We start from the raw sequence: 15040 nt of genomic DNA on the forward strand, positions 1-15040 counted from the left end.
CCCTACCCGCCGGGCCAGCGGTTCGGGCGCGGGCCGGGCGGTTCAGGCGCGGGCCGCGCCGGGGCGGTGCTCCTCGCAGAACCACCCCCCGGGGTAGAGCCGGGCGCCCCGGCCGCAGGCGGGGCCTCGGCCCGCCGAGCAGACCTCGCGCCGGAGCGGGGCGATCTCCGGGCGCACGATCGGCGCGGGGGCCGCCGCCGGCTCGGGGCACCAGATCGCCTCGCCGCTGTCGCGGGCCGGCCGGGCCACGAATCGCCGCTGCCGCCGCTCGGCCCGATCCGCCCACTCGGCCCGGCCCACCCGGCCCACCCGGTCGGCGAGGTCCGCCCGGGCGAGGAGGCAGCGGGTGTCCCGGCGGCGGTGGGGGCGCGGACCGGACGCGGCGGAGCGGTGCGGCGCCGGCGCGCGGTCCACGGCACCGGCGTCCGCCTCGTCGGCGGGCGCGAGCGTGCCGCCGCTGTCGAGGAAGGCCTCCCGCTCCTCGACCGAGGACCAGAAGCGGTGCACGTCCCGACCCGCCCGCACGGTGAGCGGGACGCAGCTCCCGGCGGCGATGTCGCGGACGAGGTCGTCGAACTGCCGGGGCCGGGGACCCCACCGCGCGTGGCGGCGCCCACATCCGCCCTGCCTGCGGGTGGGGCACGGCGTCGGCATGCGGTCGCAGAGTTCCAGGGTGAGGGCCCGTACGCCGCCGCGGACCAGCAGGTCGCGCTCCGCGCGGACGGCCGCGGCGGGCAGGTCGTCCGTCCTGGTCCAGTGGACCGCGTCGATCAGCGGCGACCTCGGGTCCACCGCGTGCCAGACCGCCGTGATGCCGTCGGCCCGGGCGGCGGCGTCACGGCTGCGGGCGGTCGCGGCGGAAAGGTACGACAACTGTGGTTCGAACCCGTACCGTCGTCCGCCCGCGCCGGTGACGAGCACACCGGTACGCCGCCCGCCGTTCGCGTCGGCCGCCCCCACCTCGGCGGTGTGGCCGGCGCTCTCGGCCGCCCGGACGTACCGCTCCCGGTAGGCCTCGCACACATCGCCCCCGCCGGCCGGGCGGCGGTACGGATTGTGGTGCGCGGCAATCCGCAGGCCCTGCCGCTCGAAGACGTACATCCAGGCCCGGGCACCGCTCGCCGCCCGGCAGTCCGGGCAGTGGAGTCCGCGCTGGTCGACCGGCCCGCGGTCACCGATCAGCCGCTCCCACAGTCCGGGGTGGGCGGGGTGCCCGAGGTCGTCGCGGTCCAGGTCGAGGAGGGAATTGACGAGCGCGCAGAAGACGGGGTTGCGTTTGGAGGTTTCGCCGTCGAAATCATCCATGGCATCTCTTTCTCTGCCTTCGGCTACCGGGGTAGGCTCGGGTGAAAGGGTCCGCAGCTGCTTTTCCAACGCGCGAACGCCCTTGGTACTCCCGGATTCCGATGCCCCGCCGGCAGTTGTCCTGATGCGCGCGGAAAGTGGGCGGGTAACAGGCTGCCCGGGCCCGGGAATGCGGTGATTCCCCGTACTTGCCCGCTATTCGCCGCGCCGGAATCGGCCACCCGCGGTGTGAACCGCGGCCGGCCTCCCACGGCCGGCCCCCGGGTCGTCCTGACGGCGGACGGCGGCTCCGACCGTGGGGTGACGGATCGCGGCGGCCGGCGCCCGTATCGTCGAAGGCATGAGCCGAGCCCTGCATCTCTCCAGCTACCTGCTGGCTTTCGACACCCGGGCCCAGTCCTTGCAGGACCGCACCCGCGCCGGCTTCCTGGTGCGTGCCGCCGCCCTGGCCGAGCTCGCCCACCGGGGCGCCGTCGCCGAGGACGGGGCGGGGCACGTCCGGGTCGTCTCCGCCGACCCCACCGGGGACGGCGTCCTGGACGCGCTGCTCGCCGAGGCGGGCGGCACGGCGCGCGGCTGGAAGGCGTGGATCCGGCGCGACCGCGAGGACACCCTGGAGGCCGTCGAACAGCGGCTCGCGGTGCTCGGCGTGCTGACCGTCGCGGACCGCGAGCCCCACGGCCGGGTCGTGCCGCGGCGGCCGGTGGCGATGGACGACCCGCGCGAGGCCCTGGAACTCCAGGCGCGGGTGGCGGAGCTGGTCCACGGCAGTACCCCACCCGCCGAGGCCCCGTTCACGGACGCGGTGCTCGCGGCCCTGGCCGCCCACGGGCACCTGCGCCTGGTGCTCTCCCGCCACGACCGGAAGGCGCACGCCAACCGCGTCACCGCCCTCACCGACCGCCTCGCCACCGACGCGCCCGGCCTGGCCCGGGCGGTGTCCGGGCTGAACCTGACCATGATCGCCGCCCAGGGCGGCCTGGGCGGCGGCTGACCGGCCGAACCGGGCACCTGGGGCCTCCGAGCGCCGCTGGGGGCCGCCGGGGGCGGTCCGCAGGTCCGCGTCAATGCCCTCGGGGCGGTCCGGCGCCCCCCGGTTTCGGTCCGCCGGCGGAAAGTCGCAGGTCAGGGGGGTGACGCCGGTGCCCGTCGCCGGTCCGGGGGCGGCGTGGCGTGCGTCTCATCACAGGCGCGGCCGAGTTCGTTCCGGTATCGATGTGGTGGGATGTGCGCACACAAGGTGATGACCGTTGGACAGGGGGTGTTCCATGCGGAACGTACTGTTCGGGCTCGGGCCCGACGCGGGGGCTGCGGATCTGGTGGCCGTGGGGCTGGTCCGGCTGGCCGTGGAGGAGCGGCTGGGGCTCGTGGAGGGCGCACCGCCGTGGCTGGGGCAGATGCGCGCCGCCTCGTTCGCGGACGCCTGGCTGGCGTTCGCCGACCCGGCCGCGCCGGGGCTTCGGGTGCCGGCCGAGACGGTGCTGCGGGCGGTGGTGCTGCGGGCGGCCGAGCTGGTGCTCCGGCGTGAGGAGGGGGACGGTCCGGCGGCGCTGGAGCGGCTGGGTCGGGAGTCGGCCGGGGCCCGGGAGTGGGCGGCGCTCACGGACGTGTCGCACCCGGCCGAGCCGGACGCGCTCGTCCTGGTCTGGTACGGGGTGAAGATGGCGATGGCCGGTGCCGATCCGGTCGCGGCGGCCGAGCGGGAGACGCTCGGCGCCTGCGTCCTCGAACGTGCCCGGGCCTACGTCCGCGAGCACTGCCGACGCCAGGACATGCTCGCGCTCGTGCTGGCCTGCGCCCGCTCGGCGGCCGCGACGCTGGCGGAGCTCAGCGACGGCGACCGGGACCGGGCGCTGGCCGTCCTCGACGAGCACGCCGCCCGGCACATGGCGCCCACCGCCCCGGTGCCGCTGTGGGTCCCGGGCCGGCCGGGCCAGCTCGCGGGTTGAGCGGGGACGCCGGCACGTAGGGCGCCGGCACGCGGGGGGCCGACACGTGGGGGGCCAATGCGCGGGCACGCTCCGGCCGCCGATCCCGCCCCCACCGCCGGCCGCCGCTGCCGCACTGGGGGATGAGCACCTCAGGCGGCCACCCGAAGGAACTCGGCGCGTTCCTGCGCACCCGCCGGGCCGAGCTGCCCCAAGCAGGCCGGGCTGCCGTCGGACGGCGCGCTGCTCACCGACTTCGGGAGCCACCCCGTCCGGAACCGCGACTACGTGTGGCTGCTCTTCAACGACCCGGTGCTGCGGTCCCGTTACGGCGACTGGGCAGACGGCGCCCGTCGTCACGCTCCGGCGTCGCCGCCGATCGACAGGACCTCGGCGCTCGTCCGACCACCGGGGGCGTCGTACTCGACGGTCTCGCCGACCCTGCGGCCGAGCAGAACCTGACCGAGCGGACTGTCGTCGGTCACCAGCTCCGGGTCCAGCTCCTCGGCCAGTTCGCCGATCCGGACGGTCAACTCGGTGGCGTCCGCGAAGCGCAGGGTGACCGTGCTGCCGACGCCGACCGTCTCGGTGCTCGGCGCGCCCGCGGTCGCCGCCTCGCGCAGTCGGCTCTCGATCCGGGAGATCCTGTCGTCCAACCGGTCGAGGGTGTCGGCCCGTTGCAGTTCGTCGGCCTGGTCGGCCCGGTCGCCGACCTCCTCGCCGCCCCGCAGCGTGGCGGCGACGGCGTCGCGCTCCGTGCGCAGATCTGCCAGGTCCCGCTCCAGCGCGGCACGGCCGGCGTCGCTGATGGGTTCGGGTGCACCGGTCATTCCTGCCTCCCTGGTAGAGCCGCCCGATCGGACGGCGCAGGCTGATTCCGGCAATCCGAACATAACAGCACTCCTGGGTACCCGGCTCGGCGACAAGGTCACCCCTGATCGGTAACGACTTGCCCGTCCGTCTTCCCGCGACCGTCGGATGATCGATAGAACAGCCCTACCACCACCTCCGAGGCAGGGAACCAGCCAGGATGAGTACCAACGGCCCCACCGGGTACGGCCAGAACGAGAACCCGTACGACGGGTCGAACCCCTACGGACAGCAGAACCCCTACGGACAGCAGCCGCCGTCCGGCCAGCAGGCTCCGTACGGCCAGCAGGCGCCCCACGACCAGCAGGCGTACAAGCAGGAGGCCCCGTACGGGCAGCCCGGCTACGGCGTCCCCCCGCAGCAGCCCTACGGCGAGCAGCCGCAGGCCGGCCTGCCGCACTGGCTCGGCCAGCCCGGCGGGTACGGCGGCGCCCCGGTACCCGGGTCCCGTCAGCTCGCGCCGATCGGGGAGCGGCTGGTCGCCCGGCTGATCGACGTCGCCGTGCTCCTCGTCCCGACCCTGCTGGTCTTCGTCGTCCTCGGCGCCTCGATCCTCTACTACCTCGTGGCGGGCCTGCTCTCCTTCGGCTACGAGGCGGCGATGCTGCTCACCCAGGGCGGCCAGACGGTCGGCAAGAAGGTGATGAAGCTGCGGGTCGTGGACCTCGGGCACGGCGGTAAGCCGGCCGAGAACTCGCTGCTGATCCGCGCGGCCGTGTACACCCTGCCCAACGCGGTCTACTGCATCGGCTCCCTCTTCGCGCTGGTCAACGTCCTGTGGCCGCTGTGGGACAAGCCGCTCCAGCAGGCCCTGCACGACAAGTCGGCGAAGACCGTGGTGGTCAAGGAGTCCTGAGCCGCGGCCTCCCGCGAACTCCCCCGGCCGGACGTCGGGCCGGACGTCGGGCCGGACGTCGGGCCGGACGTCGGGCCGGACGTCGGGCCGGACGTCGGGCCGGTCCCGGGCCGGTGGCCCGCCCGACCTCCGGCCCCGGCCCGGCCCCGGTCCACGGCCGTCACCGGGCCCCGGTCCCCGTTCTCCCCCGGTGGTGGACCGGCATCCGGCCGGAAGGCCCGGAACCCCCCGGTGAGGTGACGTAGCGTCGGATCTGCGGGCCCGGCGGCGGTCCGTGGACACAGTCCGAGCCGGAACGTCAACATTTACATTCCCCGCGCGTCCTCGCATAGTGGCAGGCCGAACCCGAGAGGAGCGCTGCCTTGCCGCAGGTCGAGGACAACGTGGTACAGCAAGTGGAGCTGGAGCGGGCGGAGGTGGCCGCCGTCGTCGCGCTGTTCGACGAGCGGCTCGCCGACACCCGGGCCCGGCTCGTCGGGACACTCGCCGAACAGGCGGACGGCGCCACCGAGGCGTACGAGAGGGACTTGGCCGCCGAACAGCTCGCCCGGGAGGTGCGGCGCCTCGAAGGGGCCGAGGGCGGCCTGGTGTTCGGCCGCATCGATCTGGCGGACGGCACGGCGCTGCGGATCGGCCGGCTGAGCCTCCAGCGCGACGAGGACGAGCTGCCCGCCCTGGTCGACTGGCGGGCCGACGCCGCCCGCGCGTTCTACGAGGCGACACCCGTGCACCCGATGGGTCTGCGCCGGCGCCGCCACCTGCGGCTCACCGAGCGCACGGTGGTCGGGGTGAGCGACGAACTGCTCGACGGCTCCGAGCCCACCGCGGAGGACGTGGTCGGCGACGGCCCGCTCGCGGCCGCGCTCCAGGCCCGCCGCACCGGCCGGATGGGCACCGCGGTGGCCACCCTCCAGACCGAGCAGGACGCGATCGTCCGTTCCCAGCACCGCGGCGTCACCGTGGTCCAGGGCGGTCCCGGCACCGGGAAGACGGTGGTCGCGCTGCACCGCGCCGCCTATGTGCTCTACGCCTTCCCGAAGGCCGCCGAGCGGGGCGTACTGGTGCTGGGACCCAACGCCCGCTTCCTGGACTACATCTCGCACGTGCTGCCCTCGCTCGGCGAGAGCGAGGTCGTCCTCGCGACCTGCGCCGAACTCGCCGCACCGGGCCTGCGGAACGGGACCGGCGGCAGGGAGAACGGGGCGGGCACGGGGCGGGCGCCGGACGGGGCGGGGCCCGTGCCCGCCGTCGAGCGGCCGGAGGCGGCCAGACTCAAGGGCGACGGGGCGCTCGCCGGGGCGCTGGCGGCGACGGTGCGGGAACGGCAGGCACCCGCCGGGGAGTTCGCCGTGCGGGTCGGGCAGGACGACGTGTGTCTGGGCGAGGCGGAGGTCGCCCGGACTCGTGACGCCGCACTGATGAGCGGTCTCCCGCACCACCGGGCCCGCGGACTGTTCAAGGAGCTGCTGGTCGACGCGGTGACCAGGGACCTGGCCCGCGAAGCCGCCGAGACGCTGGAGCGGATCGACGCCGAAGTGGCCGAGCTGACCGGCCTCGACCTCGACCGGGCCACGGCGTCGGACCTGCGCAACCTGGGCATCGAGGCCGATCCGGCGGCCGGCGGGGCGGAGTTCGACGCGGACGCGATGCGGGCCGCCCTGCTCGACGACGACCTCGTCGAGCGCACGGTCGAGGAGTTGTGGCCGCACCTCACGCCCGGCGCGGTGGTGGACGCCCTGCTCGGGGACCTCGGGACGCTGGCCGCGCGCCTGCCGGGGTTCACCGCCGAGGAGCGCCAGGTCCTGCTGCGGGCCCCGGGCGCGCCGTGGACCGACGCGGACCTGCCGCTGCTGGACGAGGCGTCCGCCCTGCTGGACGGCCCGCCGGCGCGGACCTTCGGCCATGTGGTGGTGGACGAGGCGCAGGAGTTCACCGCGTTGCAGTGGCGGATGGTCCTGCGCCGGTGCCCGGCCCGGTCGATGACCCTGGTCGGCGACTTCGCCCAGGCCGGCCCGGCCACCACCGCGCACGGCTGGCACGAGGCCCTGGACCCGCACCTCGGCGGCCGCTTCGACCTGCGCACCCTGACCGTCAGCTACCGGACCACCGAGGAGATCCTCGCCACCACCCGTGAGCTGTTGGCCCGGATCGCGCCGGACCAGGCCCCGATCGGCTCGATCCGGCACGGCGAGGAGCCCCGCAGCCGCGACGCCTCGCCCGCCGGGCTGATGGACGCCCTGCTGGCCGAACTGCGCGAGCAGTCGGCCGCCCACCCCGGCGAACTCATCGGCGTGGTGTGCCCGGACGGCTCGGTGGACGCGCTCACGGCGGCGGGCGCGGAACGGTACGCCCGGCTGGTCCCGGCCTCCGAGGCGCGCGGTCTGGAGTTCGACACGGCCGTCGTGCTCGATCCCGACGCGATCGCCTCGGCCCGGCCGGGCGGCGAACGCGACCTGTACGTCGCGCTCACCCGGGCCACCAAGCGCCTGTGCACGATCGTGGTGCGGAAGGACTGACCCGACCGGTTGTGTCCCTCCCGGGCGGTGGCGGACGATCCGCCCGCCACCGCCCGGGGGCTTGAGGCCCTGGAAGCCACCGTCAGGCGCGGTAGGCGAGCAGCCCCATCATCCCGGCCTCGCCGTGGTAGGCGTTGTGACAGTGCGTCATCCACTGCCCCGGGTTGTCCGCCTCGAAGTCGCAGACCACCGTCCGCCCGGGCAGCACGATCACGGTGTCCTTGCGCGGACCGTCGTCACCCAGTTGGAAGGTGTGGCCGTGCAGGTGCATGGGGTGCCACATGTCGGTCCGGTTGACGAACTCCAGCCGCACCCGCTCACCGCTGCCGACGAGGAACGGGCGCGCGGCCGGGTCGGCCATGTCGAAGGGGCGCCCGTTCAGCGCCCAGTCGTACTCGGCCATCCCGCCCGTGAGTTCGATCCGATGGGTGCGCTCGGGCGCCCGTCGCGGCAGCCCGGCCCCCTCCGCCGCCCGCAGATCCGTGGCGGCGAGGATCCGGCCGTTCAGCTCGGCGGGGCGGAACGCGGCGGCCGGCGCCTCGCCCGCGCCGGTGCGGACCAGGGCCTGCCCGGCGGCGTCCTTCCCCTCGGCGAGCGCGGTCAGCGGGAAGACGCCGTCCTGGAGGGTGACCAGCACGTCGTAGCGCTCGCCCATCCCGACCAGCAGGGCGTCCACCTCCTCGTGGCGGACCGGGTAGCCGTCGGTGTGGGTCACGGTCAGCCGGTGGCCGCCCAGCGCGAGGCGGTAGGCGGTGTCGGCGCCCGCGTTGACGATCCGCAGCCGCACCCGCCGGCCCGGCGCCGACCGGTACACCTCGGGGTCGGCGGCGATCCGGCCGTTCACCAGGTGGTGCGGGTGACGGACGTCCCCGGCGTCGCCGCCGAGCAGGGCGCTGGTGGCGCCCATGAGCATGAAGGAACCGGCACCGCCGCCACTGCCGCCGCCGCTACTGCCGCTGCCGGACATGCTGTGGCTGCCGATGTCGTGGCCGCCGCCACCCATTCCCTTCCGAAGCTCGGCGAACGCCTGGTCGGGTGTGCCGGTGACGCCGTCCAGCCAGTCGTCCAGCACGACCACCCACTCCTCGTCGTACCCGAGCGGCTCGTCCGGGTCCTCGACGATCAGCGGCGCGTACAGGCCCCGGTCGAGTTGGACCCCGACGTGCGGATGGAACCAGTAGGTGCCCGGACGGTCGGTGACGAAGCGGTAGGTGGAGCTGCCGCCCGGCGCGACCGGCCGCATGGTGACCGGGGGCACGCCGTCCATGTCGTTGCGCAGCGCCAGACCGTGCCAGTGCAGGGAGGTCGGGTCGGGCAGGTGGTTGTTGAGCGTGGCGACCAGGGTGTCCCCGGCCGTGGTGCGGACCGGGGTGCCCGGCAGGGCTCCGAAGGTCCAGGACCGGGCGGTGGTCCCGCCGCCCAGGTCGACGGTGTCGGCCGTCGCGGTGACGGTCACGGGGCGCTCCCGGCCGGTGCCGCCCCGGGCGGCCTCCGCCCGGGCGACGGCGCTGCCGGAGGGGTCGGCGAGCGGCGGCGCCGCGGGACCGTCCGAACAGGCGGCGAGCAGGCCGGCGCCGGCGGCGCCGAGGCCCGCGAGCAGGAGGGAACGACGGTTGACGGTGTACTCGGGCATCGAGGTCTCTCGGGTGTGCGCGCGGTGGCACGGGTGGTCGCCCGTACCGGTGGACGGGGCCGCTCGGCGGCGCGGGACGGGAGTTCCGGTTCCCGGCCGCCGGGGGGCGCCTATTTGCGCGCGACGGAGAGGACGTCGAGATCGGGAGGTGGCGCGCCCGGCCAGGGCAGCCCGGGGTGGGCGACCGCCGGGCGCGGCGCCGGGTCGGGGCGCGCGGCTGCGGCGAGGGCGGCGGCGGGCGGGGCGGCGGGGGCCGCGCCGCGCGCCGGCACGGTCGAGGAGCAGACCCGGTGTTCGGCGCAGGCCCGGACGGGGTCGCTGACGACCGGTGCCGTGGCGGTCCCGACGGGAGCGGTGTGTGCCGTGGTGCCGTGTGCCGCCGTGCCATGGGCCATGGCAGCAGGGGCGTGCGAGGTCGGCATCACGCCCGCCGGCAGGGTGTGGTGGCCGATCAGCCCGAGGGCCGTCAGCAGCAGCACCACGACGGCCGCCCCCGCCCACCGCCGACGGTTCCAGCACGGACGCCCGTCCACCCCGGCACGGGCGGCGGGCCCGTGGGGGGAGGCTTCGGCGTCCGGGCGGCACATGGCGGCCACCGTACCCCGCCCCGGTATTCGCACGCCGTAAGACCGCCCGGCCCTACTCCGCGCCCCTACTCGTGGAGCTCGAACCTCCACACCTGCCGCTGGTCGTTGACGTCCAGCGGACGCAGCGCGAGGCGCGGCGGGAAGATCCTCAGCAGGCTGAGGTCCAGCGCCAGCTCGACCCCTTCGATCGGGCCGCCCGGGACCACCACATGGAAGCTGAACGGCTGGGCCGCCTGGTAGAGCGCCCACGGGCGGGGCTCGGTGCTCCCCATGATCATCTCGTTGAGGTTCGGGTCGTTGTCGTAGGTCAGGAATGTCTGGTGGCGCAGGTTGCGGATCGTGACGTTACCGTCGTCGCGCCCTTCGATCTGCCATTCCTGGTCGCCCGGCTGTCCGGTCGGCGGCAGCAGGACCGCGAGGTCCTTCGGCTCCAGCAGCGTGATCAGCTGCTCGTACTGCTTGGTGATGGCGTACACGCCGTTGGGTACGGGTGCCATGGTCGACTCCACTCTGCGGACGCGGTGCCACCCGGGCACCGCCAGCCATTGGGTGAGCCGATTCAATCGGCGCAGACCCGGCCGTGCACGGCGGAATCGCGGAGCCTCACTCCATCGGGTAGAAGCGGCCGTACATCCGTTCCCTGATCGAATGCCAGACCTATCCGGCCTGCGGCACCTGAACCGGCGGCCGGACGGAAGCGCTGCCGACACCCACCCCGGTGATCTTGCTGTGCCCATAACATCATCCGCACAACCGATTACCGATCGACAGGCGGGGAGAGGCACATGACCGTAAAGGTCGCAGTCATCCACTACAGCGCCACCGGTACCGTGCACGCGCTCGCGCAGGCGGTCGCCGACGGAGCGGCCTCGACCGGGGCCGAGGTCCGGCTGCGGCGGGTCGCCGAACTCGCGCCCGACAGCGCGATAGACCGCAATCCGCGCTGGCGGCAGCACGCCGACGCCACCGCGTCCTTGGAAGAGGCCACCCTGGACGACCTGGCGTGGGCGGACGCCTTCGCGTTCGGCACGCCCTCGCGCTTCGGCGCGCCGGCGGCGCAGCTCAAGCAGTTCATCGACCAGGCGAGCGGGCTCTGGGAGGAGGGGCGGCTGGCGGACAAGCCGGTGACGGTCTTCACCGCCGCGTTCAACCGGCACGGCGGGACCGAGGCCACCATCCTGTCGCTGTCCAACGTCTTCTACCACTGGGGCGCACTGATCGTCCCGCCCGGCTACACCGACCCGGTCGTGTTCGCGGCCGGTGGCAATCCGTACGGCACCTCCTCGACCGGCGGCTCCGAGGACGGCCCCGACGCCGCCACCCTGGCCGCGGCCCGCTACCAGGGCGAGCGCCTGGCCCGCACCACGCTCCGCCTCCACGCGGGCACCCGCGCCCTCGCGACCCCCGAGGCCCTCGAGGCCCTCGACGGTGCCGGCGAACTCCGCACCCACACCGGCTGACCGGCCGACGGAGGCCCTCCGAGCCACCGGGGCCGCCGCCGTCGGGCGGCGGCCCCCGCCGCCTCCGGACCCCACGGGGGCCTCAGGACGTTCCCGGGCGCGCGACAGCAGTGCAACGGCGGGGGCGCGGGGGCAGGGAGCCGGTACCGGAGGCCGCCCGCGGGGCGCCGACACCCGCACGAGTATCCGGGCCCGGCTCCGCATCGGCGGACGGCGGCGGGGGTACACGGATCGTTCGGGGGTGGATCCCTTCCGCCCTTCCGGTCCTCCCGGGCCGCCCGACGACGTACGGAGCCCGCGTGCAGGCAGCGCCCATCGATCCGAGCATCCCCGACGCCTTCCTCACCCCCGTCGGGCAGGTCTTCCGCCGCAGCCACCTCGGGCCGCCGCCCGAACTCGACGCCGGCGCCTGGACCCTGAGCGTCGAGGGCCTGGTGGACCGGCCGCTGCGGCTGGGTCTCCAGGCCCTGCGCGGACTGCCGCGCACGGACCTCACCGCCTTCCACGAATGCTTCGGCAACCCCTCCCGCCCCGACGAGCCGACCCGTGCCGTCGCCAACCTGGCCTGGTCCGGGGTGCCGCTGGCCGCCGTACTGGACCTGGCGGGTGTGCGCCCGCAGGCCCGCCACATCTGGCTGGAGGGCGCCGACCGGGGCGCTTTCGCGGGCGAGCAGGGCGTGGCGTACCTCAAGGACCTGCCGCTGGACCTGGCCCGGGCGGAGGTGCTGCTGGCCGACACCGTGAACGGCGCGCCGCTGCCGAGGGAGCACGGGTTCCCGGTGCGCGCGGTGGTGCCCCGGTTCTTCGGCACCAACTCGGTCAAGTGGCTGACCCGCGTCGTCCTGGCCGACCACCGGCCCGAGCACCTCTTCACCACCCGGCTGTACACCCGGGTCCCCCCGGGCGGCGGCGCCCCTCGACCGGTCCGGGAGGTCGACGTCAACAGCAGGCTGGTCGGCGCCCGCGACGGGGACGCCGTCCCGGCCGGGCCGTTCCAGGTGACCGGCCGGGCCTGGGGCTTCGACCCGGTCGTCGCGGTGGAGGTCGCCGTCGACGACGGCGGCTGGCGCCCGGCCCGGCTGGAGTCGCGCGGCCCCCAGCCCGTCTGGCAGCGGTTCACCCTGCCCTGCGCGCTCGCCCCCGGCCGGCACCTGATCCGCTGCCGCGCCACCGACGCCCGGGGCCGCGTCCAGCCGCCCGACGGCGCGCGGAACGCCGTCCACGGGATCGAGGTGGTGGCCCGCTGAGTCACCGCGGCCGGACATGCCGCCGGCCTCCCGGCCACCACGACCGCGGCTGCTCTGCATAGGGTCGGGGTACACGGGGCCGGGGAGAGGCCCGATGGTTCCGGTCGGGCACCTGCCCGGCCGGACGGAGGGAGCTGAGGAGCGGTGACAGTGACGATGCGGGAGTATCCGCTGGTGGGCGGACCGGTCGAGATCCGGGGGGCGCTGGACCTGGAGACGACGCCTGCGGGAGTGATGCCGCGCCGGCTGCCCGCGTGGACCAAGGAGCAGTACCAGGATCCCTCGGTCTTCGGGGGGACCGTGATGCCTTCGGGGGTGCGGCTGGTGTTCCGCACCGACGCGCGGGTGCTCGAGTTCGAGGTGCTCACCTCCACCGGCCAGCTCGACGGCGACCCGGAGCCCCGGCCGACCGGGATGCTGGACCTGCGGGTGGACGGCGCTCTGGTCGGCCGCCGGCGATCGCCCTTGGGCCACGTCCTGCGGATGGCGGGCCCCGGAGCCCCGCAGCGGCTCGTACCGGGCGAGCCGGGAACGGTACGTTTCGACGCGCTGCCGGCCGGGATGAAGACCGTCGAGCTGTGGCTGCCGCAGCAGACCCCCACCGAACTGGTGGCGGTTCGCGCCGACGGCGAGGTCCTGGCGCCCCTGCCCGACGGCCGGCCCCGCTGGGTGCACCACGGAAGCTCCATCAGCCACTGCCTCGAGGCCGACGGCCCCACCGGGACCTGGCCGGTGGTGGCGGCGTCGCTCGGGGGCGCGGAGGTGACCAACCTCAGCCAGCCGGGCAACGACATGCTGGACCCCTACGTCGCCCGGACGATCCGGGACCTGCCCGCCGACCTGATCAGCCTCGAGACGGGCGTCAACATCGTGGCCCGGGTCGGCTTCCGGCTGCGCACCTTCGGCCCGGCGGTGCACGGATTCCTGGACACGATCCGGGACGGGCACCCGGACGCTCCGCTGCTGGTGGTCTCACCGGTGAGCTGCCCGGCCCTCGACGGGTGCCCCGGCCCGACCGCGGTGGGCCGGGACGGGCGGATCACGGCGCTGGGAGATCCGGCCGACGTGGCCCTCGGGGCGCTGACGCTGCAGGTGGTCCGGGACGAGCTGGCCAGGATCGTGGCAGCCAGGCAGGCCGGCGATCCCCACCTGCACTACCTCGACGGACGCGAACTGCTCGGCCCCGCCGAGGTGGGCGACCTTCCCGACGGGCTGCACCCGTCCGCAGCCGCGTACCGCCGGATGGGCGAACGCTTCGCCGCCCACGCCTTCGCCGACCGGGGCCCGTTCCGTGGCCGACCGCAGCGGTGACAGGCCGTCAGTCCAGCAGCCGCGCGCCGAGGACGGTTCCCGGCGGGGCGCCGGGGAGGACGTAGGCGACGGCGGAGGCGGTGTGGGTGAGGAAGGGGTTGAGGGCGTCGCGCTCGGCCAGGCGGCTCTGGACGCGGGTGAACTGGGCGGTGTCGCGCACGAAGGCGGCGAAGAGCAGCCCGCGGTCGTCCGGGGCGTCGTCGTAGCCGTAGCCGCGCCGGAGCATCCGGGCGCCGCCGTCGAGGCGGGGGCCGGTGAGCCGGACGTGGGCGGTGGCGGGGATGACGTAGGCGCCGTCCGGGTGCTTGGCGTAGAGGTCGGGTTCGTCGTGTTCGGCGGTGCCGGTCAGCGGGGCGCCGTCGGTGGCGCGGCGGCCCATCGCGGCCTCCTGCCGTTCCCCGGGGAGGGCGGCGAAGGCCGCGGTGTCCATCCGGATCCGCCGGTAGACCAGGACGGTGGCGTTCTCGTGCGGGCCGGGCGGGCCCCAGACCCACTGCCGGGCGGCGTCCTCGTCCGGGTTGGCGGTGCCGTCCTTGAAGCCGAACAGGTTGCGCGGGGTGGCGCCCGGGCGGGTCGGGGGCAGGAAGCCGGACTGCGACCAGCGGGGCACCGCGCCGGCGGCGTGGGCGGCCGCACCGGCGAGTTCGGTGAGGACGGCGAGCGTCCAGGGGTCGGCGGCGGAGAGCTGGAGCAGCAGGTCGCCGCCGCCGCGCGCCGGGTCGAGGCGGTCGCCGGGGAAGGCGGGCGGCTCGGCCAGTCCGCCGGGGACGGCGAGGGCCAGCCTGGCGGCGAGGGCCGGGCCGAGGCCGACCAGCGAGGCGGTCCGGGGCGGGCCGTCGTCGCCCCGAAGTCGCGGGTCCGGCGGCGTGCCGGCGGCCGTGGCGGAGAGCAGGCGGGTCCAGTCGGCGAGCAGGGTGCGCAGGGAAGCCCGGTCGGCGGCCGGGGAGTTCGGCGGCAGGTCGAAGGCCAGCAGCCGGGTCGCCGGGAGTTGGGCACCCGTCAGTCCGGACTGGCGGGCTCCGTGGAAGGGGATCGGGGCCTCCGTGGCCGGCGCGCCGGCCGGGGCGGCGGCGTCCTCCGAGGTCCGGCCCGAGCCGGTCGACCCGCCGAACACGGAGCCGCCGTGGGCCAGTTCACCGACCGCCGCGCCGAACCCGGCGGCCAGCACCGCGCCGGCCGCCAGCAGTGCCCGGCGCCGCCCGGGGCCGCTCGCGGCGGGACCGGCGGGACCGGCGGGCGCGCCGGACGTCGGCGCGTCCTGCGGCAGCGCGTTCTCCTGCGGCGCGCAATCCGGCGGCGCATTCTCCGGTTCGGTGGGCATGCGCCC

The 15040-nt window shown here is 75.6% G+C and carries 13 protein-coding genes; 7 read left to right on the forward strand and 6 right to left on the reverse strand.

Translation table 11 applies throughout. The features are described from left to right. Positions 1–42: 42 nt before the first annotated feature. On the reverse strand, positions 43–1305 hold the full coding sequence (locus tag SM793_RS12495; RefSeq protein ID WP_320438200.1) for a hypothetical protein: 1263 nt from the start codon (positions 1303–1305) through the stop codon (positions 43–45). 340 nt (positions 1306–1645) lie between these two features. On the opposite strand from SM793_RS12495, the gene SM793_RS12500 reads away from it, so the two are divergent. Together SM793_RS12500 and SM793_RS12505 are read left to right on the forward strand one after the other, a co-directional pair. Further along, a complete protein-coding gene (locus tag SM793_RS12500) occupies positions 1646–2299 on the forward strand; it encodes a GOLPH3/VPS74 family protein (protein WP_320438201.1) in 654 nt (217 codons plus the stop codon). A gap of 274 nt (positions 2300–2573) precedes the next feature. After that, positions 2574–3254 carry a hypothetical protein gene (locus tag SM793_RS12505; RefSeq protein WP_320438202.1) on the forward strand — a complete coding sequence of 227 codons (681 nt, stop codon included), beginning with the start codon at positions 2574–2576 and terminating at the stop codon, positions 3252–3254. 335 nt (positions 3255–3589) lie between these two features. Here the strand turns inward: SM793_RS12505 and SM793_RS12510 are convergent, their stop codons facing one another. Then, entirely contained in the window at positions 3590–4063 is a 474-nt protein-coding gene (locus SM793_RS12510; protein ID WP_320438203.1) for a GreA/GreB family elongation factor, read from the reverse strand. A 200-nt stretch (positions 4064–4263) separates the two neighbouring features. On the opposite strand from SM793_RS12510, the gene SM793_RS12515 reads away from it, so the two are divergent. Both SM793_RS12515 and SM793_RS12520 read left to right on the forward strand, forming a co-directional pair. Further along, complete coding sequence (locus SM793_RS12515) at positions 4264–4959, forward strand: RDD family protein (RefSeq protein ID WP_320438204.1); 696 nt, start codon at positions 4264–4266, stop codon at positions 4957–4959. A 362-nt stretch (positions 4960–5321) separates the two neighbouring features. Further along, positions 5322–7475: a HelD family protein gene (locus tag SM793_RS12520; RefSeq protein ID WP_320438205.1), complete on the forward strand. Its 2154-nt coding sequence runs from the start codon at positions 5322–5324 to the stop codon at positions 7473–7475. 82 nt (positions 7476–7557) lie between these two features. Here the strand turns inward: SM793_RS12520 and SM793_RS12525 are convergent, their stop codons facing one another. The 3 genes from SM793_RS12525 to SM793_RS12535 form a co-directional block, all read right to left on the reverse strand. Beyond that, complete coding sequence (locus SM793_RS12525; RefSeq protein ID WP_320438206.1) at positions 7558–9108, reverse strand: multicopper oxidase family protein; 1551 nt, start codon at positions 9106–9108, stop codon at positions 7558–7560. A gap of 110 nt (positions 9109–9218) precedes the next feature. Next, positions 9219–9695: a hypothetical protein gene (locus SM793_RS12530; RefSeq protein ID WP_320438207.1), complete on the reverse strand. Its 477-nt coding sequence runs from the start codon at positions 9693–9695 to the stop codon at positions 9219–9221. Between the two features lie 65 nt (positions 9696–9760). After that, positions 9761–10192: a hypothetical protein gene (locus SM793_RS12535; protein ID WP_320438208.1), complete on the reverse strand. Its 432-nt coding sequence runs from the start codon at positions 10190–10192 to the stop codon at positions 9761–9763. 288 nt (positions 10193–10480) lie between these two features. Between SM793_RS12535 and wrbA the strand changes: the two genes are divergently transcribed. From wrbA to SM793_RS12550, 3 genes are all read left to right on the forward strand, one after another. Next, positions 10481–11155, forward strand: coding sequence for an NAD(P)H:quinone oxidoreductase (gene wrbA, locus SM793_RS12540; protein WP_320438209.1), 675 nt, complete (start codon positions 10481–10483; stop codon positions 11153–11155). 299 nt (positions 11156–11454) lie between these two features. After that, positions 11455–12402 carry a molybdopterin-dependent oxidoreductase gene (locus tag SM793_RS12545; protein WP_320438210.1) on the forward strand — a complete coding sequence of 316 codons (948 nt, stop codon included), beginning with the start codon at positions 11455–11457 and terminating at the stop codon, positions 12400–12402. 156 nt (positions 12403–12558) lie between these two features. Beyond that, entirely contained in the window at positions 12559–13713 is a 1155-nt protein-coding gene (locus SM793_RS12550; protein ID WP_320438256.1) for a GDSL-type esterase/lipase family protein, read from the forward strand. 7 nt (positions 13714–13720) lie between these two features. Here the strand turns inward: SM793_RS12550 and SM793_RS12555 are convergent, their stop codons facing one another. Beyond that, complete coding sequence (locus tag SM793_RS12555; RefSeq protein WP_320438211.1) at positions 13721–15034, reverse strand: Dyp-type peroxidase; 1314 nt, start codon at positions 15032–15034, stop codon at positions 13721–13723. Positions 15035–15040: the final 6 nt, after the last annotated feature.

Origin of the sequence: Kitasatospora purpeofusca (assembly GCF_034043715.1) — a bacterium.
Classification (GTDB): Bacteria; Actinomycetota; Actinomycetes; order Streptomycetales; family Streptomycetaceae; genus Kitasatospora; species Kitasatospora purpeofusca_A.